The following is a 24426-nucleotide window of genomic DNA, read 5'->3' as shown; positions in this document are numbered from 1 at the left end:
TGCCTTGAAGGAAGCAGGAAACGATGACCGAAACGCCCACCGGCCCGGGTCGGGGCTACGCAGGGCCCCCGGGTGCGTACGGCCGCCTCGGCGACCGCTACGAGATCGGCGGCGTGCTGGGCAGTGGCGGCATGGCCGAGGTCCGCATCGGACGCGACCTGCGGCTCGGCCGCACCGTGGCGATTAAGCGCCTCCGCATCGACCTGGCCAGCGACCCCACGTTCCTCGCGCGCTTCCGGCGCGAGGCGCAGTCCGCGGCCGCTCTCAACCACCCCTCGATCGTCGCGGTCTACGACACCGGCGAGGCGACCGGGCCTGACGGGCACACGGTGCCGTTCATCGTCATGGAGTACGTCGAGGGCAAGACGCTGCGCGACCTCCTGCGCGAGATGGAGCGCGAGGGTCGCAAGATCCTCCCCGAGCGCACGCTCGAGATCACCGCCGACATCCTCGCCGCGCTCGACTACAGCCACCGTGCGGGCATCATCCACCGTGACATCAAGCCGGCCAACGTGATGCTCACGCCGTCCGGCCAGGTCAAGGTCATGGACTTCGGCATCGCCCGCGCGATCGCCGACACCTCCTCGGCGATGACGCAGACGGCCGCCGTGGTGGGCACCGCCCAGTACCTCTCGCCGGAGCAGGCGCGCGGCGAGACCGTCGACGCCCGCAGCGACATCTACTCGACCGGCTGCCTCCTCTACGAGCTGCTCACCGGGCGGCCCCCGTTCCAGGGCGACAGCCCGCTCTCGGTCGCGCTCCAGCACGTGCGCGAGGAGGCTCCGCCGCCGTCGACGTTCAACCCCGAGGTCACGCCGGTGGTCGACCGCGTCGTCGCGAAGGCCCTGGCCAAGCGCACCGACGAGCGCTACCAGAGTGCCGCCGAGATGCGCGCCGACATCGAGCGTGTCCTCGCGGGTCAGCCCACCGCTGCCTCTGCGGCCCCGACGGCCCAGTACGCAGCTGTCCCGGCCGCCCCCGCGACCGAGGCGCTGCCGCCGGCCAACCTGCCCCCGGCCGCAGGTGACGAGGAGGACGGCAAGAGCAGGCGATGGGTCTGGGTCCTCTCCGCGATCGCGGCGCTGCTGGTCGTCGGACTGGCAGCATGGGGCATTCCCGAGCTCATGGGCAAGGACGACACCACAGAGACCCCCAAGGTCGCGATGCCTGACGTCGTCGGCATGGGCCAGGCCGCCGCCGAGCGCAAGCTGACCGGACCCGAGTTCGGCTTCACGATGGGCGAGATCAAAAAGACTGCGAGCGCCGACGTCGACGCCGGCAAGGTCATCTCGACCGACCCCGCCCCGGGAATCGACACGCCGAAGGGCGACAAGACGACCGTCACCATGGTCGTCTCGACCGGGCCGGAGCGGGTGGAGGTCCCCTACCTCGTCGGCCTCAAGCTCAAGGCCGCCAGAGAGCAGCTGAAGGCGGCGGGTCTGACGTACGAGGTGGTGGTCCAGGAGAGTGACGCGCCCAAGAACGAGGTTCTCAAGACCGACCCGGTCCCCGGGGAACCGGTCGATCCCGGCACGTCGGTCACGTTGACCGTCTCCGCCGGCAAGTCGAAGGTCCCGAACGTGGTCGGCAAGATGCGTGACGAGGCCGAGGCGATCCTCGAGGACGCCGGCTTCAAGGTCCGGGTCTTCGAGCAGCCGTCGGACCAGCCGGCAGGCACCGTCACCGAGCAGATCCCCAACGCCGGTGCCGAGGCCGATCCCGACGCACAGATCATCCTGACGGTCTCGAGCGGTTCTGAGACGACCGACCCGACCGACCCGACCGACCCGGGTCAGCCACCCGGTCCCGAGGAGCCGACCTTCCCTGACGGAGAGGGCTGACCGACCAGCGCCAACTGGCGTGGGAAGCAGTCTGAGCAGAGCCCCGGCACCCTCGTGATGCCGGGGCTCTGTGCTGTCCAAAAACTGTGGACAACGTCTCATCCTGCTGTCCGCCGTACGCGCGATGACCATCCAGCGCCCGGGCAGCCCGTCCCTTTCCAGATAGTTTCGACCCGCTTTTCCCCCTCCCGAACGCGGCAAGGGCCCCGAACTCTGAGGAGTTCGGAGCCCTCGGCCATCCACAGGGTTATCCCCAGTGTGGAGAACTACACCGTTGTAAGTACGGGGTGGTCGTCATTCCCACCGCGTCATTCCCGCGTTTGTCATTCCCACTTCATCGCGAACCCGAAGGCCGCGACGATGAAGCCCATCCCGATCACGAGGTTCCAGCTCTCCAGATCCTTCATGACGGGGATGTCGTTGCCGGCGGTGTAGAACGCGACGATCCACACCAGCCCGATCACGGCGCACGCGATCATCAAGGGAGCGGCCCAGCGGTTGCCCAGCTTGACCGGCTTCACGGGCTTGCGGCGCACCTCCGAGGCCTCCGCCGCAGCCTCACGCTTCGCGGGGTTGCCCGAACGTGCTGGGGACTTGTTGGACTCGGCTTCAGACACTCAGCACACCTCGACAGGACGGGCACGGCCCCGGCAGGGGACGGCATCGGCAATTGGTTGTGTCGGCTAGCGTAGTCGGCGCACCTCGGGGTCGAGAAGGAGAGCACCCGTGACGGTCCAGGACGACGACGCGCAGACGCCGCGACGACGGCGTGATCCATGGCGGATCGCGGTCCCTGTGACGACCGCGCTCGCCGGGGCGCTCTTCGTGACCAGCGCCATCAGCTCCGAGGGTGGTGACCTCCGCAAGGAGGGCACGGATCTCCCGGCCCTCGTCGAGCAGCGCCGCGAGAGCGTCGCCGCGCAGCAGCAGGTCGTCGACGACCTGAGCACGCAGATCGAGACCCTCGCCGAGGACGTCGAGAACCGCGAGGTGACGACCGCTCGGCAGGAGGTGAAGGCCCTGCGTGGCCCTGCCGGCTTCACGGAGGTGAGCGGCCCCGGCCTCCGGGTCTCGTTGGAGGACGCGCCGCGTGAGGTCGACGAGCCAGGGCTCGACCCGAACCTCCTCGTCGTGCACCAGCAGGACATCCAGGCGTTCGTCAACGCCTTGTGGGAGGGCGGGGCGAGCGCCGTCACGCTGCAGGGCCAGCGCCTCATCTCCACCACGGGCATCAAGTGCGTCGGCAACACCGTCATCCTCAACGGCGTCCCCTACTCACCGCCATACGTCATCGAGGCCGTCGGCGACGTCGGCGACCTGTACGCAGGGCTCGACCTCTCGGGCGCGGTGGAGGTCTACCGCGACTACGCCGACCGCTACCAGCTCGGTCTGTCGATCACCACCAAGGCCGAGATCGTCGCGCCCGCCTACGCCGGCACCGTCGACCTCCAGCACGCCACGCCCGTCGGTTAGCCCAGCTGCAGGGTGCGCCACGCCGTGACGACGACGATCGCCGCCCAGACCGCGCCGAAGGCGGCGTACTGGACGAGCGTCCGTCGAGCGCGGGGGGCGTATGCGAACGCCGCACCGAGGAGCAGACCGGTCACGAAACCGCCGAGGTGACCCTGCCAGCTGATGTTGGGCACCGCGAACGTGATCACCACGTTGATCCCGACGAGCACGAGCAGTCCACGGACGTCCTGGCCCTGCTTGTACATGATCACCAGCGCCATCCCGAACAGCGCGAAGATCGCTCCGGACGCGCCCAGTGTCGGCTGGTTGGGCGGGCTCAGCACGTAGACGAACACCGAGGCTGCCACGGCTGACGTGAGGTACGCGATGAGATAGCGCACCGTGCCGAGATAGCGCTCCAGGACGGGTCCGAACAGATACAACGCGTACATGTTGAACGCGATGTGCAGGATTCCTGCGTGCAGGAACGCCGAGGTCAGGAGCCGCCAGTAGGCACCGTCGTCGACTCCGCGCAACGTCTCGATCGAGCCGTCGGAGAGCTGGTAGACGGCCGAGTCGCCGAGCATGACGCCCCAGGACCACAACGGGCTGTCACCCAGGCCACCGGTCGCCACCATCGCGACGTAGGCGAGGACGTTGATCCCGATCAGGGTCAGAGAGACCGTGCCCGGCTTGCCGGGGACCAGGCCACCGCCGGCCGTGCGCGCCTGACGCACCTGTGCCTGCCCCTCCCGCACGCAGCTGGGGCACTGGTAGCCGACCGAGGCGGGGCGCATGCAGTCCGGACAGATCGGCCGCCCGCAGCGCTGGCAGGAGATGTAGGTCTCGCGGTCGGGGTGCAGGTAGCACCGGGGCGGCACCTCGTGAGGTGCCGCCCCCGCGTCGTACGGGGATTCAGACATCGCGGTCTCGCCCCGGTGGAGGCGCTCAGCCCTCGCTGACGACGACCGACTCGATCACGACCGGCTCGACGGGACGGTCCATGCGACCGGTCTTCGTCGTGCCGATGGCGTCGACGACCGCCTTGCTCTCCTCGTCGGCGACCTCGCCGAAGATGGTGTGGCGACGGTTGAGGTGCGGGGTCGGCCCCGTGGTGATGAAGAACTGCGAGCCGTTGGTGCCCGGCCCGGCGTTGGCCATCGCCAACAGATAGGGACGGTCGAACTGGAGCTCGGGGTGGAACTCGTCCTCGAACTGGTAGCCCGGTCCGCCCGTGCCGGTGCCGAGGGGGTCACCGCCCTGGATCATGAAGCCGTCGATCACACGGTGGAAGATCGTCCCGTCGTAGAACGGGTCGTTGCGCTCAGCGCCCGTCTCGGGGTCCCGCCACGTCTTCGTGCCGGTCGCGAGACCGACGAAGTTGTCCACGGTCTTGGGAGCGTGGTGGGGGAAGAGCCGGATGGTGATGTCACCACGGTTGGTCTTCAGCGTCACGGTCGACTGGTCAGCCACGATTGCCTCTCGTTCGGTGTTCGTGCACTGCCCATCCTCCCATGCGCCTCCCAACGCTCAGCCATCAGCGAGGTCACCGCGACCTCGGTACCGTGGTGCGCAAACAGACCGCTTTCCATGGAAGGCAGACAATGTTGCTGCGCAAGAAGAAGTCCAAGGGCGAGGTGCTCACCGAGAAGGTCGGCGACCTCTGGGAGAGTGCCTCCCAGACGGTCTCCGGCAAGGCGGACTCCCTCGCCAGCACCGTCGGGCCGAAGTTCGACGACGCTCGCCAGGCGGCGGCGCCCGTGGTCGCGAAGAAGGTCGCCGACACGCAGGATCGTGCTCGGGATGCCGCGGAGCTGTCCAAGCGCCAGGCCAGGAGGGCGAGGAAGCGCGCTGCGGAGCTCGCTGCGCTCGGGGCGGCGGCCGCTGCGGCCAAGGCCAAGTCTCAGGCCGACGCTGATGCCGACGCCGAGGCCGAGGCGGCGAAGCCCAAGAAGAAGCACCGCATCCGCAGGTTCGTCTTCGTCGCCGCCGTCGGCGGGGCGATCGCGTTCGCGGTCAAGAAGCTGACCTCGGCGCCGTCGGGTGGCAGCTACACGCCGCCGCCCCCGCCCCCGGAGCCGATCCGTCCGAACCACCAGACGGCGACTCCGCCCAGCCCGTCGGCGGCCCAGCCGCCCGAGGGACTGGACGACGACGCCCTCGGCTACCCGGGCGCCGGTCCGGGTGCCGGTCAGGGACCGACGTCCGACAAGATCTGAGAGTGCCTCTCACTCTCACGCGTGAACCGAGCGGCGCCGCGATCCTCACGATCGCGGCGCCGCCGCTCAATCTGTACTCGCTCGACCTCCACCGGGAGTTTGAGGAAGCCCTCGACGACCTGGCGGTCCGTCCTCCCCGTGCCCTCCTGATCCGTGCCGAGGGCACGGTCGTCTCGGGCGGTGTCGACGTCTCGCTCTTCGACGCGCAGACCTCCGCCGCCGACGGCAAGATCCTCTTCGACCGGATGCTCGAGCTGCCGCTGCGTGTCGCCGCGCTCGACTACCCGGTCGTCTTCGCCGCGCACGCGCTGTGCCTGACCTGGGCCTTCGAGCTCGCCCTCGCGTGCGACCTCATCGTCGCCTCCGAACGCGCGAGGTTCGGTCTCGTCGAGAAGGTCGTCGGCCTCACCCCGACGATGGGTGGGACACAGCGCCTTGCGGCGCGTGCCGGCATCGGCCGCGCCAAGGAGCTGGTGATGACCGGTGACCTGTACGACGCAGCGACCCTGGAACGCTGGGGTGTGGTGAACCGTGTCCACCCCGCCGACGAGCTCGACGATGCGGTGACGGAACTCGTCACGACGCTCGCTGCGGGGCCGACCCGCGCCCACGCGGCCACGAAGGCCGTGCTCCGCGCCGTCGAGCGCGGTGGTGTCGCCGCTGCGGACGACGAGATCACGGCGATCGCCGCAGCGCTCTACGACACCGAGGACATGCGTGCGGCGATCCGGTCGTTCCTGGAGGACGGGCCGGGTAAGGCGACGTACGTCGGGCGCTGATCCTGCGCGGACGAGGCCTCGCTACTGCGCGGCGGCCGCCTCGGCCTCGGCCTCGTACGACGCCCACAGCTCCTTGGTGTGCCGCGTCGCCCGGTGCTCGGCCCAGAAGGACACGAACGGGATCGTGGCCAGCACCATCGTCGTCACGGTGAACCCGACGCTCCATCCCGCCTGCCGGGAGAGCACGGCCGTGATCACGAGCAGCACCATGTAGAAGACGCCGTGGATCGGCGAGATCGACGCGGTGAACTCACCGATGTCGTGCCACGTGCTGCCCTCCGCGGAGACCATCTTGATGATCCAGCCGCCGACGACGGCGATCACGAAGAAGCTGACGACGAGCGCGAGGACGCGGTAGGCGGCGAGTGTCTTGGGCACGCTCTCGAGCCTACCTGCGGCGCTCAACGCAGCGCCGACGACCTCTCGTCGTCGCGGGCGCGGGCCCGCGCCCGTGCGGCCTCCTGCGCGGCCCGCTTCGCCGCCGGGACCCGGGCCTGGACCACACCGCCCTCGCGCCGCAGGTCCAGACACATCCGCCACCACATGAAGAGGGCGAAGGCGCCGAAGATCCACCACTCGATCGCGTACAGCAGGTTGCGCAGACCGGCCGTTCCGTCCTGGGTCTGCTCGGGGACCTCCGCGGGTGCGAGCCCTGCGCCGTCGGCCGGCGTCTGCGCCGTGACGATGCCGTAGCCGCCGTAGAGGTCGTACGGCACGACGTTGACCAGCCGGGGGATGCGGACGCCGTCGATGACGCGGGTCTCCTCGTCGAAGCCGGTGCCACGCGCGTCACCCGGCTGGAGCACCACCTCGAGCGCGACGTCACCCTCCGGCACGGGCGGCAGAGCACCGGCATCGGGCGACCATCCACGGACCACGAGCAGCGCCGCCGGACGGTCCGACGCCCCAGCGACCTCGTCGACCAGGATGGGCGCCAGCAGCCAGTAGCCGTCTCGACCGCTCTGCTCCCGACCCGACACCCACACCTGCCGCTCGGCCGGGGCGAACGTGCCGGTCAGCGCGACCGTGCGGGAAGCCGCCGTGGTCGTGAACGGCTCGTCCGGGCCGAGCACGTCCTGGAGCGGCACCACGGACGCGGTCGTCTGGTCCGCCTCGGCCTCCGCGCGCCGGTCGTCGTACACGCCCATCTGCCACAACCCCATGAAGACCGTGAAGGTGACGGCCACCACGACGAGGGCGTGAAGCCCCCACAGCCGCGGCGACAGCCAGCCCACGCGGGCGCGGGTGGTCGGGGCAGACGGGGTGCTCACGACAGTCGTGACAGCGACGGGTAGAGCGGGAAGCGGTCGGTCAGCACGGCGACCCGCTTGCGCAGCGCCTCGGCATCGGTCAGCTGGGGCTGCAGCGCGTCGGCGATGATGTCGGCCACCTCGCGGAACTCCTCGGCCCCGAAGCCGCGGGTGGCCAGCGCCGGCGTGCCGATCCGCAGCCCCGAGGTCACCATCGGCGGACGCGGGTCGTTGGGGACGGCGTTGCGGTTGACGGTGATGCCCGCCTCGTGGAGCCGGTCTTCGGCCTGCTGGCCGTCGAGGGTCGAGTCGCGCAGATCGACGAGGACCAGGTGGACGTCGGTGCCGCCGGTGAGGACACTGACCCCGGCGCTCTTCATGTCGTCGGCGGTGAGCCGCGCGGCCAGGATGCGAGCACCCTCGATGGTGCGCTCCTGGCGCTCCTTGAACTCCGGCTGCGCGGCCATCTTGAACGCGACCGCCTTCGCGGCGATCACGTGCTCGAGAGGGCCGCCCTGCTGACCGGGGAAGACGGCCGACCGGATCTTTTTGCCGATCTCGGGATCGTTGCTGAGGATCACGCCACCGCGAGGTCCGCCCAGGGTCTTGTGCGTCGTGGACGTGACGACGTGAGCGTGCGGCAGAGGGCTGGGGTGGAGACCGGCGGCGACGAGACCGGCGAAGTGCGCCATGTCGACCATGAGCATCGCGTCGACCTCGTCGGCGATCGCACGGAACTCGGCGAAGTCGAGCTGCCGCGGGTAGGCCGACCAGCCGGCGATGATGAGCCGCGGGCGGTGCTCGTGGGCCAGCCGGCGGACCTCCTCCATGTCGACACGGTGGTCCTCGTCGCGGACGTGGTAGGCGACGACGTCGTAGAGCCGGCCGGAGAAGTTGATCTTCATGCCGTGCGTCAGGTGGCCGCCGTGCGCGAGGTCGAGTCCGAGGATCGTGTCGCCAGGCTTGATGAGCGCGTGCATCGCTGCAGCGTTGGCCTGCGCGCCCGAGTGCGGCTGAACGTTGGCGTACGAGGCGTCGAACAGCGCCTTGAGCCGGTCGATCGCGAGGTTCTCGGTGATGTCGACGAACTCGCAGCCGCCGTAGTAGCGCTTGCCGGGATATCCCTCGGCGTACTTGTTGGTCATCACGCTGCCCTGCGCCTGCAGCACGCCGAGCGGGGCGAAGTTCTCGGAGGCGATCATCTCGAGGGTTCCCTGCTGGCGCCCGAGCTCCGCGTCGATCGCGGCGGCGACCTCAGGATCGAACTCGGCGAGGGTCTGGTTCAGCGCGGACGGCTGGTTGATGGTCATCGAGCAGACTCCTGGAGCGCGGCGGCGGGCGGCGGGCGGACGAATCGCCCCTCCCAGCGTAGCCGGACCCACGCCACCCTGGCCCTCCGCGTCGAGACGCCTTCGCGGGCCCACGCCGTATAACAGTCGCGTGAAGGTTGCGGCCGCCTCCTAGGTCGAGGCCTCGGGCAGGAGTAGCGTGCCGACCGGCTGTCCGCCATGCGGACAGCCTTACCCGACGAGGTGCGGCCGACCGCAAGATTCTTCGGCCGTGCGCCTCCGACACGAGGAGAACTACGTGAAAAAGCTGAGAGCAGCAGTCGCCGTCGCCGGCGCGACCGCCTTGGCCCTGGGCGCTTCGGCGTGCGGCGCCGGCAACAACGAGGACGAGTCGGGCTCCGGTGGCGACAGCATGGTCGTCGGCACCACCGACAAGGTTGTCTCGATCGACCCCGCCGCCGCGTACGACAACGGCTCGCTCATGGTCCAGACGCAGGTCTACCAGTACCTGCTGAACTTCCCCGAGGGTGAGACCGAGCCTCAGCCCGACGCCGCCGAGAAGTGCGACTTCGACACGCCGACGACGTACACCTGCACGATCAAGGACGGCTTGAAGTTCGCCAACGGCAACCCGTTGACGGCGAAGTCGGTGGCCCACTCCTTCCAGCGCATCGTCACCATCAACGACCCGAACGGCCCTGCGTCGCTCCTGGTCAACATGGCCAAGGTGGAGGCCAAGGACGACAAGACTGTCGTCTTCACGCTCAAGTCGCCCAACGACCAGACCTTCCCGCAGGTCCTCGTGACCTCGGCCGGCCCGATCGTCGACGAGCAGACCTACCCGGCCGACAAGGCGCTGAGCGACGAGGAAGCCGTCAAGGTGGAGGGCTTCTCCGGTCCGTTCACGATCGGCCAGTACCAGAAGGGCCAGCTGGCGCAGTTCAAGAAGAACGCCGACTACGACGGCGCGTACAACGACGCCAAGACCGACACGATCACGCTGAAGACCTACACCGACAGCAACAACCTCAAGCTCGACATCGAGAAGAAGAACATCGACGTCGCCTGGCGGTCGCTGACGCCGACCGACATCGAGAGCCTCGAGGGCACCGACGGTGTCACCGTCCACAAGGGTGCGGGCGGCGAGCTCCGCTACATCGTCTTCAACCTGAAGACGATGCCCGGTGCCGACGACGCCCAGAAGCTCGCGATCCGCAAGGCCGTCGCCTCCTCGGTCGACCGTGACGCGATCTCCGAGCAGGTCTACAAGGGCACGTACACCCCGGCGTACTCGCCGATCCCCGAGGGTCTGCCGGGTGCGACCGAGGCGTTCAAGGAGGCGTACGGCGAGAAGCCGGACGCCGCCGCGGCCAAGAAGTTCCTCGACGACGCCGGGGTCAAGACGCCGGTGACGATCAACCTCCAGTACAACCCCGACCACTACGGCGGCAGCTCCGACCAGGAGTACAACGAGGTCAAGCGTCAGCTCGAGGACACCGGTCTCTTCAGGGTCGACCTGCAGTCGGCCGAGTGGACCACGTACAACGAGGAGCGCGTCAAGGACACCTACCCCGTCTACCAGCTCGGCTGGTTCCCGGACTTCCCGGACGCCGACAACTACGTGACGCCGTTCTTCGACAAGGACAACTTCATCGGGAACCACTACGAGAACCCGAAGATGACTGCCCTGCTCGCCGCGGAGCGCACCGAGCCCGACAAGGCGAAGCGCGAAGACCTCCTCGGCCAGGTCCAGCAGCTCGCGGCGGAGGACATCTCCACGCTGCCGCTGCTGACCGGCGCCCAGGTCGCCGTGGCGACCGACGACGTGAAGGGTGTGGAGAACACGCTCGACGCGGCGTTCAAGTTCCGCCTGACCTCGCTGTCCAAGTGACGGCAACCGAGGTTTGAGCACCACCTGAGAGGGGCGGGCCCCGGCTCCGGCCGGGGCTCGCCCCTGCTTCGTCCGCCCCCTGAAAGCAGGTTGTCCCATGGCGACGACAGAGCTCCTGACCGGGCCCGAGCCCGAGGTTCCCAGCGGCCCTCGGCGCTCCGGTGGCCTGAGCCCGTTGACCCGCTACCTTCTCGTCCGCGTGGCGCTGGTGATCCCGATGATGTGGGTCCTGGTCACGTTCGTGTTCTTCTTGATGCGGGTGATCGGCGACCCGATCAGCGCCGCTCAGGGGGGCCGCCTCACCCCGGAGCAGATCGCCGAGCGCAAGGCCGCGGCCGGGCTCGACGCCCCGATCCTCCAGCAGTACTGGGACTACATGACGGGCATTCTCCGCGGTGACTTCGGCACGGCACTCACCGACGGCCGCGCCATCTCCGACGTGCTGGTCGTGAACGGCGCCGCGACCCTCGAGCTGGCCTTCTGGGCGCTGCTGGTGGCCTTCGGCCTCGGCGTCCCGCTCGGGCGCCTGGCGGCCCGCCACCGCGACACCTGGCCCGACGCGGTCCTCCGGGTCTTCTCGATCCTCGTGTACGCGGCGCCGGTGTTCTTCGTCGGCCTGCTCCTCAAGCTCGCGTTCGTGCCGCTCGGACTCCCGGTCGCCGGCCGTGCGAGCACCGAGGTGGAGCTGACGCTGCAGGGGGTCGAGCCGCAGACGCACGTGATGATCATCGACGCGATCCTCTGGGGTGACCCCGCCTACGTGTGGGACGTCCTCAAGCACGCGATCCTTCCGGCGATCGCCCTCGGCCTGCTGACCGGAGGCGTCTTCCTGCGGCTGGTCCGGGTCAACCTGATCCAGACACTGCGGACCGACTACGTCACCGCGACCCGGGCACGTGGCATCCCCGAGCGCCGCGTCGTGCGCAAGCACGCCTACCGCAACGCGCTCGTCCCGGTCGTCACCGTGATGGGACTCCAGGTGGCGCTGCTGCTCGCCGGCGCGGTCCTCACCGAGACCACCTTCGAGTGGCAGGGGATCGGCTACACGCTGGCCGACTACCTCGTGAAGCGCGACTTCGTCGCCGTCCAGGGCATCGTGACCGTGATCGCCCTCGTCGTCGCGGTCTCGAGCCTGCTGATCGACGTCATCGTCGCGTTCGTCGACCCCCGCGTGCGGTTCTGAGGAGACACCGATGATCTCTCTGCTCAAGTCCACCCACGGCCTCCAGCGCGGCATGCTCGTCGCCGGCCTCGCCCTCGTGACGGTCTTCCTCCTTCTCGCCGTCTTCGCGCCCTGGCTGGCGCCTTACGGCTTCAACGAGACCCGCGTCGACGGCGTGCCGTTCGGCACGCAGCAGCCGCCCTCGGCCGAGCACTGGTGGGGCACCAACGTCGGCGGCCAGGACGTCCTCTCGCGGGTGATCTACGGGGCCCGCACCGCGGTCGTCGTGATCGTCCTCGCGGTCGTGTTCTCGCTCGTCATCGGTGTCCCGCTGGGCCTCCTGTCGGGCTTCCTCTCCGGGCCGGTCGACCGAGTGCTGGTGCTCGTGATGGACGCGCTCTACGCGTTCCCGTCGCTGCTGCTGGCCATCGTCGTCGCGATCGTGGTCGGCGGTGGCTCCTCCGGGGTCGTCGGCGGCGTGCTCGCCGCGGCGATCGCACTCACCGTCGTGTTCATCCCGCAGTACTTCCGGGTGGTGCGCAACGCGACGCTCGCGGTCAAGGTCGAGCCGTACGTCGACGCCGCCCGCGTCGTCGGCACCAGCACCCCCCGCATCCTGTTCCGCCACATCCTGGCCAACGTCCGCCAGTCGGTGCCGGTGATCGCGACCCTCAACGCGTCGGAGGCCATCCTCACGCTCGCCGCCCTCGGATTCCTCGGCTTCGGCATCGAGCCGTCGTCGGCCGCCGAGTGGGGCTACGACCTCAACAAGGCGATGTCGGACGCGACGAACGGCATCTGGTGGACCGGCATCTTCCCGGGCATGGCGATCGTCTTGATGGTGCTCGGCGTGACTCTCGTGGGGGAGAGCCTCAACGACGTCCTCAACCCGCTCCTCAAGGCCCGCGGTGGTGACACCACCACCTCCGACGAGGAGGAGATCAGCGCCGAGTACGAGGAGGCGGTCGCGGAGTCCGGCCTCGACGAGGAGGTCGCCCAGGAAGCCGCTGCGGTCGACGCCGACGTGCGCCGGGTCTCGACGCTGAGCCTGACCGACCTGGCCGTCACCTTCCACACCGGCGCCGCTCCGGTGAAAGCGGTCAAGGGCGTCAGCTTCGATGTCGCACCGGGGGAGGTCGTCGCGGTCGTCGGCGAGTCCGGCTCCGGCAAGTCCGTCACGTCCCGCGCCGTCCTGGGCCTGCTGCCAGCCACCGCGGAGGTGTCCGGCTCGGCGCTCCTGCGGACCGGTGACAGCGACTCGCGCGAGCTCAACGGGATGTCGGAGCGTCGGCTCCGGGCCGTCCGGGGCAACCAGGTGTCGATGATCTTCCAGGAGCCGGGTACGGCCCTGGACCCCGTCTACACGGTGGGCTGGCAGATCGTCGAGATGATCCGCGCCCACCGCGACATCTCCAAGAAGGCGGCGCGGGCGCGCGCCGTCGAGCTGCTGGAGATGGTCGGGCTCCCCGACCCCGAGCACCGCGTCGACTACTACCCCCACCAGCTGTCCGGCGGGCAGAAGCAGCGCGTCATGATCGCGATGGCGATCGCGCTCGAGCCGGACGTCATCATCGCCGACGAGCCCACGACGGCCCTCGACGTGACGGTCCAGGCCGCGATCATCCAGCTGCTGCTGGACCTCCGTGACCGGCTCGGCACGGCGATCGTCCTCATCACGCACAACATGGGCGTCGTCGCGGACGTGGCCGACCGTGCCGTGGTGATGTATCGCGGCGAGATCGTCGAGCAGGCCCCGGTGGACCGGCTGTTCACCGCACCCCGTCACCCGTACACCCGTCGGTTGCTGGACGCCGTCCCTCACCTCGGGCAGGGCGCGGGTGCCCCCGTGGTGCCCGACACAGCGCCGCCGGTGCTGTCGCTGCAGGGCGTGACCGTCGAGTTCGCGGGGCGTCTGGGCCAGCCGGCGTTCCGTGCGGTCGACGGCGTCGATCTCGTGGTGCGTCGTGGGGAGGTGCTCGGCCTGGTCGGCGAGTCGGGCAGCGGCAAGTCCACCCTCGGCCGGGTGGCCGTGGGACTCCAGAAGGTGACCGAGGGTGCCGTGCTCATCGGCGAGGAGGACATCACCACGCTGTCCGACCGTCGGCTGCGCCCGCACCGAGCGCGCTTCGGGTTCGTCTTCCAAGACCCTGCCGCCTCGCTCAACCCTCAGATGACGATCAGCGAGTGCGTCGCCGAGCCTCTCAAGGTGCAGAGCGACCTCTCCGCCGCCGATCAGCGGGCCAAGGTCGCGGCGCTCCTCGACCGGGTCCAGCTCTCGGCGTCGTACGCCGGTCGCTACCCGCACGAGCTCTCGGGCGGGCAGCGTCAGCGCGTCAGCCTCGCGCGCGCCCTGGCCCTCGACCCGGACCTGCTGATCGCCGACGAGCCGACGTCGGCGCTCGACGTGTCGGTGCAGGCCAAGGTGCTCGACCTGTTCTCCGAGCTCCAGCGCGAGCTGCAGTTCGCCTGCCTCTTCATCAGCCACGACCTGGCGGTCGTCGACGCACTGTCGAACCGGGTCGCGGTGATGCGGCAGGGACGCATCGTCGAGGAAGGGCTGCGGCAGGACGTCCTCCAGTCGCCGAAGGAGGACTACACGAGAAAGCTCATCGCCGCCGTGCCGGTGCCGGACCCGGCCGAGCAGCGTCGTCGTCGTGAGGCGCGGGGAAGTCTGCTCAGCGACGTGGAGTGACGCCGGGGGTCGGCGTGGTTGCTGAGAGGGAGGGACGCTGCGATCCTCGCTCCATGACTGCGCCGACCACCACCTCGTACGAAGGACACCTCGCGCCGCTGGTGGTCCATCGCTGGGCCCCGGAGGCACCTCGGTGGATCGCCGTCCTCGTCCACGGGTACGCCGAGCACCTCGGCCGCTATCAGCACGTGGCGCAGCGCCTGGTCGACGACGGCGCGCTGGTCGTCGGCCCGGACCACCTCGGGCACGGCGCGTCGGACGGGGAGAGGGTCCTGATCCCGGACTTCGGTCCGGTGATCGCCGATCTCCACGGAGTCGTGGAGCAGGCACGCACGGAACACCCGGGACTGCCCGTCGTGATGATCGGACACTCGATGGGCGGCATGATCGCCGCACGCTACGGCCAGCGGTTCGGTGACGAGCTGGCTGCGCTGATCCTGTCGGGCCCCGTCCTCGGCTCGTGGAGAGTGTTGAAGCTGGCCGAGCGTGCCGAGATCCCCGACCTCCCGATCGATCCGTCGACGCTCTCGCGTGATCCTGGCGTCGGGGAGGCGTACGCCGCCGACCCGCTGGTCTGGCACGGACGGTTCCGACGCGAGACGCTCATCGCTGTGCGTCTCGAGCTGGCGCGTATCGGCGAGGGTCCTCGGCTGGGGTCTCTCCCGACGCTGTGGATGCACGGCGAGGACGACGCGATCGTCCCGATCGGCCCCACGCGTGAGGGCATCGAGCGCATCAAGGGCGACGACTTCACCGACGTGACCTATCCCGGCGCGCGGCACGAGATCTTCAACGAGACGAACCAGGACGAGGTGCTCGCCACGACGACGGCGTTCGCCCTCGCTCATGTCTAGAAGCGGCGTTGCCTAGGCTTGACGCATGACGACCTATCGGCGCTTCGTCGCGCTCGGCGACAGCACTACCGAAGGCATCGGCGACGAGCCGTACGCCGACGGCACCCCGCGCGGCTGGGCCGACCGCTTCGCCGCGCTCCTCGCCGACGCCGAGCCGGGCGTGGCCTACGCCAACCTCGCCGTCCGCGGCAAGGGCGCGCGCGAGGTCCACCACGAGCAGCTTGCGCCCGCGCTGACGCTGGCGCCGGATCTGGCGAGCGTCCTGGTCGGCATGAACGACCTGATCCGCCCGCGGTTCTCGGCCGAGGTGGTGGTCGGGCACGTCGACGCGATGACCGCCGCGCTGCGTCGTGGCGGTGCCACCGTGCTCCTCATGACCTTCCCCGACCTCGCGGCCGTATCCCCGGTGGGACGAGCGGTCCGGGGCCGCGTCGTGGCGCTCAACCGTGGCCTACGGACGGTCGCGGCGCGGCGCGGCGCCACGCTGCTCGACATCACCACCGTGCCGGCCGCCGGCGATCCACGGATCTGGGCCGAGGACAGGCTCCACCTCAATCCCGACGGCCATGTGCTGCTGGCGCGTGCGATGGCCGCCGCTGCCGACCTGCCCGACGCCGACCCGTCGTGGCGCGAACCCCTGCCGCCGCCGGAGCCCCGGACCCCACGGCAACGGCTCGGCACCGAGGTGGCCTGGTACGGGACCCACGTACGCCCGTGGCTCGGCCGGCGGCTGACGGGCCGCTCGTCCGGCGACGGGCGCACGGCCAAGCGCCCCGACCTGGCGCCGGTACCCTCGACCACGTGAGACCGTTCCTGCTCCTCAGCATCCGCGCCGACGACGATGCCGCCGACGAGGAGTACGCCGCGTTCCTCCGGTTCGGAGGGCTCACCGAGGAGACCCTGCACCGCGTCCGGATGGAGACGACGTCACTCGACGGCATGGCGATCGACGACTACGCCGGCTTCATCCTCGGCGGCGGCCCGTTCAACGCCAGCGACCCTCCGGAGACCAAGTCGAGCGTCCAGCGCAGGGTCGAGGCGGAGCTGGCTGAGCTTCTCGACGACGTCGTCGACAAGGACGTGCCGTTCCTCGGCGCGTGCTACGGGATCGGGGTCCTCGGCACCCACCAGGGCGCGACCGTCGACCGACGGTTCGGGGAGCCGATCAGCAGCGTCCCGGTGACCCTGACCGAGGCGGGTCGCGACGATCCGGTCTTCGGTGCGCTGCCCGAGACCTTCACGGCGTTCGTCGGTCACAAGGAGGCCATCAGCACCCTGCCTCCGACGGCCGTCGTGCTGGCGTCGTCACCGCAGTGCCCGGTCCAGGCGTTCCGGGTGGGTCGGCACGTCTACGCCACGCAGTTCCACCCCGAGCTCGACGTCGAAGGACTGTGCACCCGCATCACGACGTACCAGCACCACGGCTACTACGACCCTCCGGAGCACGACGCCCTCCAGGACATGGCACGAGCGAGCGTCGTGGTCGACCCGCCGACCGTCGTACGCCGCTTCGTGGCCGTGGCCCAGGAGCGCGAGCAGAGCCGGACCCCGGCCGGGGCACGGCGGCACTGACAGACGCGTACGGCCCGACCGAAGCCTCGGTCGGGCCGTACGTGTGTTCATGCGTGGAGCTGAGGGGACTCGAACCCCTAACCCCCTGCTTGCAAAGCAGGTGCGCTACCAATTGCGCCACAGCCCCGGTGGCGCGGACGCGTCGCGTCCGGCAGCCGGTCAGACCTTGTCGGTGGCCTCGGCCCAGAGCTGCTGCTCGTTGCGGCCGGCCTTCTTCTTCCGGTTCACCACTGCGAAGAGACCTGCAGCGGCGACGGCGGCGATCACGAGCTTCTTCATCAGACACTCCTCTGGGTGGGGGTCGAGTGGGCCTAACAGGACTTGAACCTGTGACCTCTTCCTTATCAGGGAAGCGCTCTAACCAAGCTGAGCTATAGGCCCTCGGTCTCCGAAGCGGTGAACCGTCGGAGACTTTACCTGGTGGTCGGTCGCCGGCCAAAACCGGGGTCCGTCCCGACCAGGCGTGCGATCAGTCGTCCTCGGCGAGCGTCACCTCGAACCCGCCGAGCAGCTGCGCGGCGAGGTTGTAGAGGAACGCGCCGACGGTCGCGAGCGCGGTGATGAGAACGACGTCGATGGCCGCGATGAGGATCGTCAGACCGATGATGCGGCCGAACCCGACGTACTCACCGATGTCGAACGCGTCGGCGTTGTCGTTGAGCACGGTCGCGACGCTCGAGTTGATGGCGTCCCAGACACCTGCGGCGCCGAGCACGGCCCAGACCAGGGTGACGGCGACGACCGTGACGATGCCCAGCGCGATGGCCAGCGCGAAGGACATCTTCATCACCGACCACGGGTCCACCCGGTGCACCCGCAGGCGTGCCTTGCGGGTCGGTCCGGTCGGCGCCTTCTTCGGCTCGCGCGGAGACTCCTCGTACGGCTTGGGACGACGCTGCTTGCCCGCGGCGTCCGTGCTCGCGGGGACCCCGGAGACGGCGGTCTGCCGCGCGGTCGGTGCCTCGACGGTCGTGGTCTCGGACTCGGCGATCGATCCGGCAGTCGGCACGGGCGCCTTGGTCGCTGCCTGCTTCGCTGACGGGGACGGCGTCGTCGGCCTCGTGACGCCGTCGGGCGTCGGCTTCGGCGCAGACGGCTGGGTGGTCGGGCCGGTCACGGTGGGTCCGCCCTGGGGGGCGGACTGCTGCGGACGCGGCTCAGGGCGTGACGTAGCTGTCGGTGCCTGCTGGGTCGGTGAAGGCTGAGCCGGTGCCTGCTGGGCCGGCGCGGGCTGCGGCCGTCGTCCTGCCAGTGGCGGGCGCTGCGGCTGCATGCCCTGCCCCTGCCCCTGCCCGTTGCGGCTGGGCGCACCGGCCCCGTCGGGTGTGGTGGATGCCGGAGCAGCGGGCTTCGACGGAGAGGGAGGGGCGGGGGGAGGTGGACTGGACGCCGCCGGCGGCGTGCTGGCGGGCCGTGGCGCCTGGCTTCCCCCGTTCAGGCTTCCCGGCGTGGGCTGAGCGGGGCGCCGCGGACCGCCGTTGGCGGTGCCGCTCTCGGGCGCGCTCGGCCGCGGCCGCTGGGGAGCCGAAGGGTTCGGCTCGCGGTCCGTCATGCTTCCTCCTGGGCGTCGGGGGTGCTGGTCACAGGCTCCGTTGCCTCGACCGGCTCCTCGGCGTCGGACTCCTCGACAGTATCCAACAGTGCGGTGTTCTCCTCGTTGCGAGTGAGGGCCACCACCTCGTCGTCGCCCCTCACCCCGACGAACTTCACGCCCATCGTGTCACGTCCTGTCCTCGTGACGTCAGCCACACGGGACCGGGTGACCTGTCCGCTGGCCTTGATGGCGATGATCTCGTCGTCGTCATCGACCACCAGAGCGCCCACGAGGGAGCCGCGCTCGTCCTGGAGCTTCATGGCCTTGATGCCGAGCCCGCCCCGACCCTGGAGGCGGTACTGCTCGACCGGGGTCTTCTTGGCGTAGCCCCCGTTGGTCGCCGTGAACACGAACTGCGCGCCCTCGTCGGTGCCCGAGCGGATGACCGACATCGACAACAGCTCGTCGCTGTCGCGGAACTTCATGCCGGTGACACCCGACGTCGCGCGGCCCATCGGCCGCAGGGCTTCGTCGTCGGCGGTGAACCGGATGGACTGCGCCCGCCGCGAGAAGAGCACCAGGTCGTCGTCGGGGCTCACCAGCTCGGCGCCGACGAGCTCGTCGTCGGGGTCACGGAAGTTGATGGCGATGACGCCGGCCTGCCGCGGGCTGTTGTAGTCGGCGAGCCGCGTCTTCTTGACCAGGCCGTGCTTGGTCGCGAGGACGAGGTACGGGGACTGGTCGTAGTCGCGGATCGCCAGCACCTGCGCGATCTGCTCGTCGGGCTGGAACTGGAGGAGCCCGGCGACGTGCCCGCCCTTGGCGTCCCGTCCGGCCTCCGGGAGCTGGTAGGCCTTGGCCCGGTAGACGCGACCCGCGGTGGTGAAGAACAGGATCCACTGGTGGGTCGTGGTCGAGAAGAGGTGGTCGACGACATCGTCGCCGCGGAGCGTCGCGCCGCGGACACCCTTGCCGCCGCGCTTCTGGACGCGGTAGAGGTCGGTCTTGGTCCGCTTCACGTAGCCGCCGCGCGTGATCGTGACGACGACGTCCTCGTCAGGGATCAGGTCTTCGACCGACAGGTCGCCGTCGGCGGGGATGATGCGGCTACGGCGCTCGTCGCCGTACTTGTCGACGATGGCCGTGAGCTCCTCGGCCACGATGGAACGCTGACGAAGGACGTTGGCGAGGATGTCCTTGTAGTCGGCGATCTCGGCCTCGATCTCGGCGAGCTCGTCGATGATCTTCTGGCGCTCGAGGGCCGCCAGCCGGCGGAGCTGCATGTCGAGGATGGCGCGAGCCTGGATGTCGTCGATGTCGAGCAGGCCGATCAGGCCGGCGCTGGCGTCCTCGGTGGTCTGGCTGGCACGGATCAGCGCGATGACCTCGTCGAGCATGTCGAGCGCCTTGCCCAGGCCACGAAGGACGTGGGCACGCTCCTCGGCCTTGCGGAGGAGGTACTCGGTGCGCCGCCGGATGACCTCGACCTGGTGGTCGATCCAGTTGCTGATGAACTGGTCGAGGGTCAGCGTGCGCGGCACCTCGTCGACCAGCGCGAGCATGTTGGCGGAGAAGTTGCTCTGCAGCTCCGTGTGCTTGTAGAGGTTGTTGAGCACCACCCGGGCGACCGCGTCACGACGGAGCTCGATGACCAGTCGGCGCCCGACCCGCGAGCTCGACTCGTCACGGACGTCGGAGATGCCTTGCACACGGCCCGAGTTCACGAGCTCGGCGATCTTGGTGAGCAGGTTGTCGGGGTTGACCTGGTAGGGGAGCTCCTTGACGACCAGGGAGATCTTGCCCTTGGAGTCCTCTTCGATGTCGACCACAGCCCGCATCGGGACCGACCCGCGACCGGTGCGATAGACGTCCTCGATGCCCTTGGTGCCGACGATCATCGCGTGCGTGGGGAAGTCGGGGCCCTTGATGCGCTCCATCAGCGCCTCGAGGAGCTCCTCGCGCGTCGCGTCCGGGTGCTCGAGGGCCCAGATCGCACCCGCCGCCACCTCGCGCAGGTTGTGCGGTGGGATGTTGGTCGCCATGCCGACCGCGATCCCGGCCGACCCGTTGACGAGCAGGTTGGGGATCCGCGCCGGAAGGACCGTCGGCTCGAGCGAGCGCCCGTCGTAGTTGGGCGTGAAGTCGACGGTCTCCTTCTCGATGTCGCGCACCATCTCCATCGCGATCGGCGCCAGCCGGCACTCGGTGTAGCGCATCGCCGCAGCGTCGTCGTTGCCCGGCGACCCGAAGTTGCCCTGGCCGCCGACCATCGGATAGCGCAGCACCCACGGCTGGGCCAGGCGTACGAGGGTGTCGTAGATCGCGGTGTCACCGTGCGGGTGGTACTGACCCATGACGTCGCCGACGATGCGCGAGCACTTGCTGAAGCCCCGGTCGGGACGGTATCCGCCGTCGTACATCGCGTAGAGCACGCGCCGGTGCACCGGCTTGAGGCCGTCCCGGACGTCGGGCAGCGCACGAGCGACGATGACGCTCATGGCGTAGTCGATGTAGGACCGCTGCATCTCGGTCTGCAGCTCGACGCGCTCGATCCGCTCCGGCGGCGGCGTGGGTGTCTCTGTCACGAAAGCGTTCCTTCGTACGGGTCAGTCTGTGGATTCACGTGAAACGGTGGCGGCGGCGCCGCTCAGATGTCGAGGAACCGGACGTCCTTGGCGTTGCGCTGGATGAACGCACGCCGCTGCTCGACGTCCTCGCCCATCAGCACGGTGAAGATCTCGTCGGCGTTGGCGGCGTCGTCGAGCGTCACCTGGCGCAGGATCCGCTGAGACGGGTCCATCGTGGTCTCCCACAGCTCGTGGTCGTTCATCTCGCCCAGACCCTTGTAGCGCTGGACCGGCGCCTCCTTGGGGAGACGCTTGCCCGCCTGCTTGCCGGCCTCGAGCAGCGCGTCGCGCTCGCGGTCGGAGTAGGCCAGCTCGGCGGGCGAGTTGGACCACTTGATCTTGAACAGGGGCGGCTGCGCGAGATAGACGTAGCCACCGTCGATCAAGGGCTTCATGAAGCGGAACAGCAGCGTGAGCAGCAGCGTCGAGATGTGCTGGCCGTCCACGTCGGCGTCCGCCATCAGCACGATCTTGTGGTATCGGAGCTTGTCGATGTCGAAGTCGTCGGTGACACCGGTGCCGAGGGCGGAGATGATCGCCTGGACCTCGGCGTTCTGGAGGATCTTGTCGATCCGCGCCTTCTCGACGTTGAGGATCTTGCCGCGCAGCGGCAGGATCGCCTGGATCCGCGGGTCACGGCCACCCTTGGCCGAGCCGCCGGCGGAGTTGCCCTCCACCACGAACAGCTCGCACTCCTCGGGGTTGCGCGAGGAGCAGTCGGCCAGCTTGCCCGGCAGTCCGGCTCCGCCGAGGAGGCTCTTGCGGTTGCGGGCCAGGTCTCGGGCGCGCCGTGCCGCCATCCGTGCCGTCGCCGCGTCGATGCTCTTGCGGACGATCACCTTGCCCTCGGCGGGATTCTGCTCGAACCACGCGCCGAGGCGGTCGTTGGTCACCGTCTGGACGTACGAGCGGGCCTCGGTGTTGCCCAGCTTGGTCTTGGTCTGACCCTCGAACTGCGGCTCGGAGAGCTTCACCGAGATGATCGCCGTGAGGCCCTCGCGGATGTCGTCACCGGAGAGGCGGTCCTCCCGCTTCTTGATGAGGCCCTGGTCCTCGGCGAACTTGTTGACCGTGTAGGTCAACGCCGACCGGAAGCCCTCCTCGTGGGTGCCGCCCTCATGGGTGTTGATCGCGTTGGCGAAGGTGTGGACCGACTCCGAGAAGCTGACGTTCCACTGCATCGCGATCTCGAGGCTGAGACCAACGTCGGGGTTCTCCGACTCGAAGGCGATGACCTCGCGGTTGAGCGGGCTCCGGTTGCCGGTGTTGATGTGGCGGACGTAGTCGATGAGGCCGTCGTCGTAGCGGAAGCGGCGCTCCATGAGGCCCTCGGAGCTCCCGCCCGTCGCGCTGTCCTCGGGCGCGATCTCGCCACCTGCCTCGGCGCTCTGCAGCGCGTCGGCGACGTCACCGGCCGCCGCTCGCTCGTCGCGGACGCGGATCTCCAGACCCTTGTTGAGGAACGCCATCTCCCGGAAGCGGGTCGCGATCGTCTCGAACGAGTAGTCGGTGGTCTCGAAGATCTTGTCGCTGGCGTAGAACGTGATCGTCGTCCCGGTCTCGTCGGTCTCCTCGCCACGCTCGAGCGGCTGGTCCGGCACCCCGTAGCTGAAGGACTGCCTCCAGACGTAGCCCTCACGCTTGACCTCGGCGAACAGCTTGGTCGAGAGGGCGTTGACCACGGAGACACCGACGCCGTGCAGACCCCCGGACACCTTGTATCCGCCGCCACCGAACTTGCCGCCGGCGTGCAGGGAGGTCAGGACCAGCGTCAAGGTGGGGATCTTCTCCACCGGGTGGTCCTTCACCGGGATGCCACGACCGTTGTCGACGACCTTCACGCCGCCGTCGGCGAGCAGCGTGACGTCGATCGTGTCGCAGTAGCCGGCCATGGCCTCGTCGACGGAGTTGTCGACGACCTCTTGGACGAGGTGGTGCAGACCGCGCTCACCGGTGGAGCCGATGTACATGCCCGGGCGCTTGCGGACGGCATCGAGGCCCTCGAGGACCTGGATGTCCGCGGCGTCGTAGGAGGATCCCGTAGGTGCAGGGCCGGTCTCGGGGGTACGGATCGACTCGCTCACAGGCGGGTGGCCTCCTTGTTGTCGTGGACTCGCAGACGTCCCGGCACTCACGGCTCGCCTCTCGCGCGAGAGGCAGGAACGCAACCTCTCTAGTGTAGCCGGTACAAGGCGTCGTACGAGCATCCTCGGTGCGGGATCGGGGTCAGCCCGTCCGCCCGATGTGCCCTGAGAGGCCGCAGACGGCGGGTGTGGCCGATCAACACCCCACGAACGATGGCCCCCATCCGCCCCGGCCCTCCTCGCGCACGCTCAGAGCCGCTCACGGCATCCGAAGGAGGGTGACGGGTGTCGTCCCCGGTTGACCGATGAGGCAAGGTTGGTCTCATGGCATCGCCGACGATCTCGCGTGCCCCTTCTGCAGGGCGCGCACCAGGGCGCGCGAAGACGGTCGCCGCCGCTCTCTGCCTGCTCACGCTCTCGTTCGGCGCCCTCGTCGTCACCGTGTCCTATCTCCTCGACGCCCGCGAGGGCCAGCGCGTCGACCAGGCGGCGATGGACGCCGTCTACGCCCGTCGCGACGCCCTCGACCAGCTCCTCTCCGTGCTGGGATACCTGTCGATCGGCACGATGGCGACGGCCATCGTGGTGCTCGTCTCGATGGCCGCGCTGAGGCAGCGGTTCGCCGCGGCCGTGGGGGCCGTCGCCGTCGTGGCAGCTGCCAACATCACGACCCAGGTGCTCAAGCGGGTCGTTCTCGACCGCCCGGACCACGGCTACGGATGGCACGTGAACAGCCTGCCGAGCGGCCACACCACAGCCGCGGTCTCGCTGGTGGTGGCCGCTCTGCTCGTCGCACCGCTGGCCCTCCGTGGGCTCGTCGTGCTCGTCGGCACCGGAGCGATCGTCCTCACCGGGGTCTCCACCGTGGTCGCCGGCTGGCACCGGCCCTCCGACGTGCTCGCGGCGCTGGCTGTCGGTCTGTTCTGGGGGGCGGCGGTCGTTCTCGTGCTGGCGCTGCGCAGGGCCGGGCCGTCGTCGGGGACGACCGTTGGCTCGCTGTTCTTCGCGCTGGTCGGGGCGGCCGTGGCGGGCGCCGTCCTCCTCGGCCTCGGCGTGCGCCCGTACGGCGGCTGGTCGGGCGTCGCTCCGGCCGCGCTCGTGATGGCGCTGATCGGCGTCGCGACGGCCTTGTCGATCGCCGTCTTCGCCAGGATCTCCTCGGTCTTCGCCCGCTGAGGCC

The 24426-nt window shown here is 69.5% G+C and carries 21 protein-coding genes and 2 tRNA genes; 11 read left to right on the top strand and 12 right to left on the bottom strand.

The window, feature by feature from the left end; genetic code table 11:
• The first annotated feature begins 23 nt into the window (after positions 1-23).
• Positions 24-1841 (top strand): Stk1 family PASTA domain-containing Ser/Thr kinase, encoded by a 1818-nt coding sequence (gene pknB / locus KV100_RS09825; RefSeq protein WP_220342785.1) that lies wholly within the window; start codon positions 24-26, stop codon positions 1839-1841.
• 323 nt (positions 1842-2164) lie between these two features.
• Here the strand turns inward: pknB and KV100_RS09820 are convergent, their stop codons facing one another.
• The gene (locus tag KV100_RS09820; RefSeq protein ID WP_220342783.1) at positions 2165-2458 is read right to left on the bottom strand and encodes a cell division protein CrgA; all 294 of its coding nucleotides are present in this window, start codon (positions 2456-2458) and stop codon (positions 2165-2167) included.
• 109 nt (positions 2459-2567) lie between these two features.
• Between KV100_RS09820 and KV100_RS20160 the strand changes: the two genes are divergently transcribed.
• On the top strand, positions 2568-3314 hold the full coding sequence (locus KV100_RS20160; protein ID WP_308291405.1) for a DUF881 domain-containing protein: 747 nt from the start codon (positions 2568-2570) through the stop codon (positions 3312-3314).
• Here KV100_RS20160 and KV100_RS09810 read toward each other — a convergent pair.
• Both KV100_RS09810 and KV100_RS09805 read right to left on the bottom strand, forming a co-directional pair.
• On the bottom strand, positions 3311-4216 hold the full coding sequence (locus tag KV100_RS09810) for a rhomboid family intramembrane serine protease (protein ID WP_220342780.1): 906 nt from the start codon (positions 4214-4216) through the stop codon (positions 3311-3313). The genes KV100_RS20160 and KV100_RS09810 overlap by 4 nt on opposite strands.
• A 25-nt stretch (positions 4217-4241) precedes the next feature.
• Positions 4242-4766, bottom strand: a complete 525-nt coding sequence (locus KV100_RS09805) for a peptidylprolyl isomerase (protein ID WP_220342779.1) — start codon at positions 4764-4766, stop codon at positions 4242-4244.
• A gap of 131 nt (positions 4767-4897) precedes the next feature.
• Between KV100_RS09805 and KV100_RS09800 the strand changes: the two genes are divergently transcribed.
• Positions 4898-5512 carry a hypothetical protein gene (locus KV100_RS09800; protein ID WP_220342777.1) on the top strand — a complete coding sequence of 205 codons (615 nt, stop codon included), beginning with the start codon at positions 4898-4900 and terminating at the stop codon, positions 5510-5512.
• Positions 5513-5514: 2 nt separating this feature from the next.
• On the top strand, positions 5515-6291 hold the full coding sequence (locus KV100_RS09795) for an enoyl-CoA hydratase/isomerase family protein (protein ID WP_308291404.1): 777 nt from the start codon (positions 5515-5517) through the stop codon (positions 6289-6291).
• A gap of 21 nt (positions 6292-6312) precedes the next feature.
• On the opposite strand, the gene KV100_RS09790 is transcribed toward KV100_RS09795, so the two are convergent.
• The 3 genes from KV100_RS09790 to glyA are packed head-to-tail and all read right to left on the bottom strand — an operon-like array spanning position 6313 to position 8851.
• Complete coding sequence (locus KV100_RS09790; RefSeq protein WP_220342775.1) at positions 6313-6669, bottom strand: DUF3817 domain-containing protein; 357 nt, start codon at positions 6667-6669, stop codon at positions 6313-6315.
• A gap of 23 nt (positions 6670-6692) precedes the next feature.
• Positions 6693-7562 carry an SURF1 family protein gene (locus tag KV100_RS09785; protein ID WP_220342774.1) on the bottom strand — a complete coding sequence of 290 codons (870 nt, stop codon included), beginning with the start codon at positions 7560-7562 and terminating at the stop codon, positions 6693-6695.
• Positions 7559-8851: a serine hydroxymethyltransferase gene (glyA, locus tag KV100_RS09780; RefSeq protein ID WP_220342772.1), complete on the bottom strand. Its 1293-nt coding sequence runs from the start codon at positions 8849-8851 to the stop codon at positions 7559-7561. The genes KV100_RS09785 and glyA overlap by 4 nt, the downstream gene beginning before the upstream one ends.
• Before the next feature lie 277 nt (positions 8852-9128).
• On the opposite strand from glyA, the gene KV100_RS09775 reads away from it, so the two are divergent.
• The 6 genes from KV100_RS09775 (at position 9129) to KV100_RS09750 (ending at position 17001) form a co-directional block, all read left to right on the top strand.
• A complete protein-coding gene (locus KV100_RS09775; protein WP_301021625.1) occupies positions 9129-10721 on the top strand; it encodes an ABC transporter substrate-binding protein in 1593 nt (530 codons plus the stop codon).
• Between the two features lie 97 nt (positions 10722-10818).
• On the top strand, positions 10819-11904 hold the full coding sequence (locus KV100_RS09770) for an ABC transporter permease (RefSeq protein ID WP_220342770.1): 1086 nt from the start codon (positions 10819-10821) through the stop codon (positions 11902-11904).
• Positions 11905-11914: 10 nt separating this feature from the next.
• A complete protein-coding gene (locus KV100_RS09765) occupies positions 11915-14575 on the top strand; it encodes a dipeptide ABC transporter ATP-binding protein (RefSeq protein ID WP_255566108.1) in 2661 nt (886 codons plus the stop codon).
• 53 nt (positions 14576-14628) lie between these two features.
• Positions 14629-15429, top strand: coding sequence for an alpha/beta hydrolase (locus KV100_RS09760; protein WP_220342769.1), 801 nt, complete (start codon positions 14629-14631; stop codon positions 15427-15429).
• A 25-nt stretch (positions 15430-15454) separates the two neighbouring features.
• Positions 15455-16234: an SGNH/GDSL hydrolase family protein gene (locus KV100_RS09755; protein ID WP_220342767.1), complete on the top strand. Its 780-nt coding sequence runs from the start codon at positions 15455-15457 to the stop codon at positions 16232-16234.
• The gene (locus tag KV100_RS09750) at positions 16231-17001 is read left to right on the top strand and encodes a glutamine amidotransferase (protein WP_220342766.1); all 771 of its coding nucleotides are present in this window, start codon (positions 16231-16233) and stop codon (positions 16999-17001) included. Before KV100_RS09755 ends, KV100_RS09750 begins: the two co-directional genes overlap by 4 nt.
• A 54-nt stretch (positions 17002-17055) precedes the next feature.
• Here the strand turns inward: KV100_RS09750 and KV100_RS09745 are convergent.
• From KV100_RS09745 to gyrB, 6 genes are all read right to left on the bottom strand, one after another.
• Positions 17056-17128 (bottom strand) — tRNA-Ala (locus KV100_RS09745).
• A gap of 32 nt (positions 17129-17160) precedes the next feature.
• Complete coding sequence (locus KV100_RS09740; RefSeq protein WP_220342765.1) at positions 17161-17280, bottom strand: DLW-39 family protein; 120 nt, start codon at positions 17278-17280, stop codon at positions 17161-17163.
• A 27-nt stretch (positions 17281-17307) separates the two neighbouring features.
• Positions 17308-17382, bottom strand: a tRNA-Ile gene (locus tag KV100_RS09735).
• Between the two features lie 88 nt (positions 17383-17470).
• Positions 17471-18118 carry a DUF3566 domain-containing protein gene (locus KV100_RS09730; RefSeq protein ID WP_301021622.1) on the bottom strand — a complete coding sequence of 216 codons (648 nt, stop codon included), beginning with the start codon at positions 18116-18118 and terminating at the stop codon, positions 17471-17473.
• A 431-nt stretch (positions 18119-18549) separates the two neighbouring features.
• On the bottom strand, positions 18550-21060 hold the full coding sequence (gyrA, locus tag KV100_RS09725; protein ID WP_374226665.1) for a DNA gyrase subunit A: 2511 nt from the start codon (positions 21058-21060) through the stop codon (positions 18550-18552).
• A 122-nt stretch (positions 21061-21182) separates the two neighbouring features.
• A complete protein-coding gene (gene gyrB / locus KV100_RS09720) occupies positions 21183-23246 on the bottom strand; it encodes a DNA topoisomerase (ATP-hydrolyzing) subunit B (protein ID WP_301021621.1) in 2064 nt (687 codons plus the stop codon).
• A gap of 324 nt (positions 23247-23570) precedes the next feature.
• On the opposite strand from gyrB, the gene KV100_RS09715 reads away from it, so the two are divergent.
• Positions 23571-24422 (top strand): phosphatase PAP2 family protein, encoded by an 852-nt coding sequence (locus tag KV100_RS09715; RefSeq protein WP_220342761.1) that lies wholly within the window; start codon positions 23571-23573, stop codon positions 24420-24422.
• Positions 24423-24426: the final 4 nt, after the last annotated feature.

Origin of the sequence: Mumia sp. zg.B21 (assembly GCF_019550855.1) — a bacterium.
Taxonomy (GTDB): Bacteria; Actinomycetota; Actinomycetes; order Propionibacteriales; family Nocardioidaceae; genus Mumia.
This window is presented reverse-complemented; position numbering and strand designations above follow the sequence as displayed.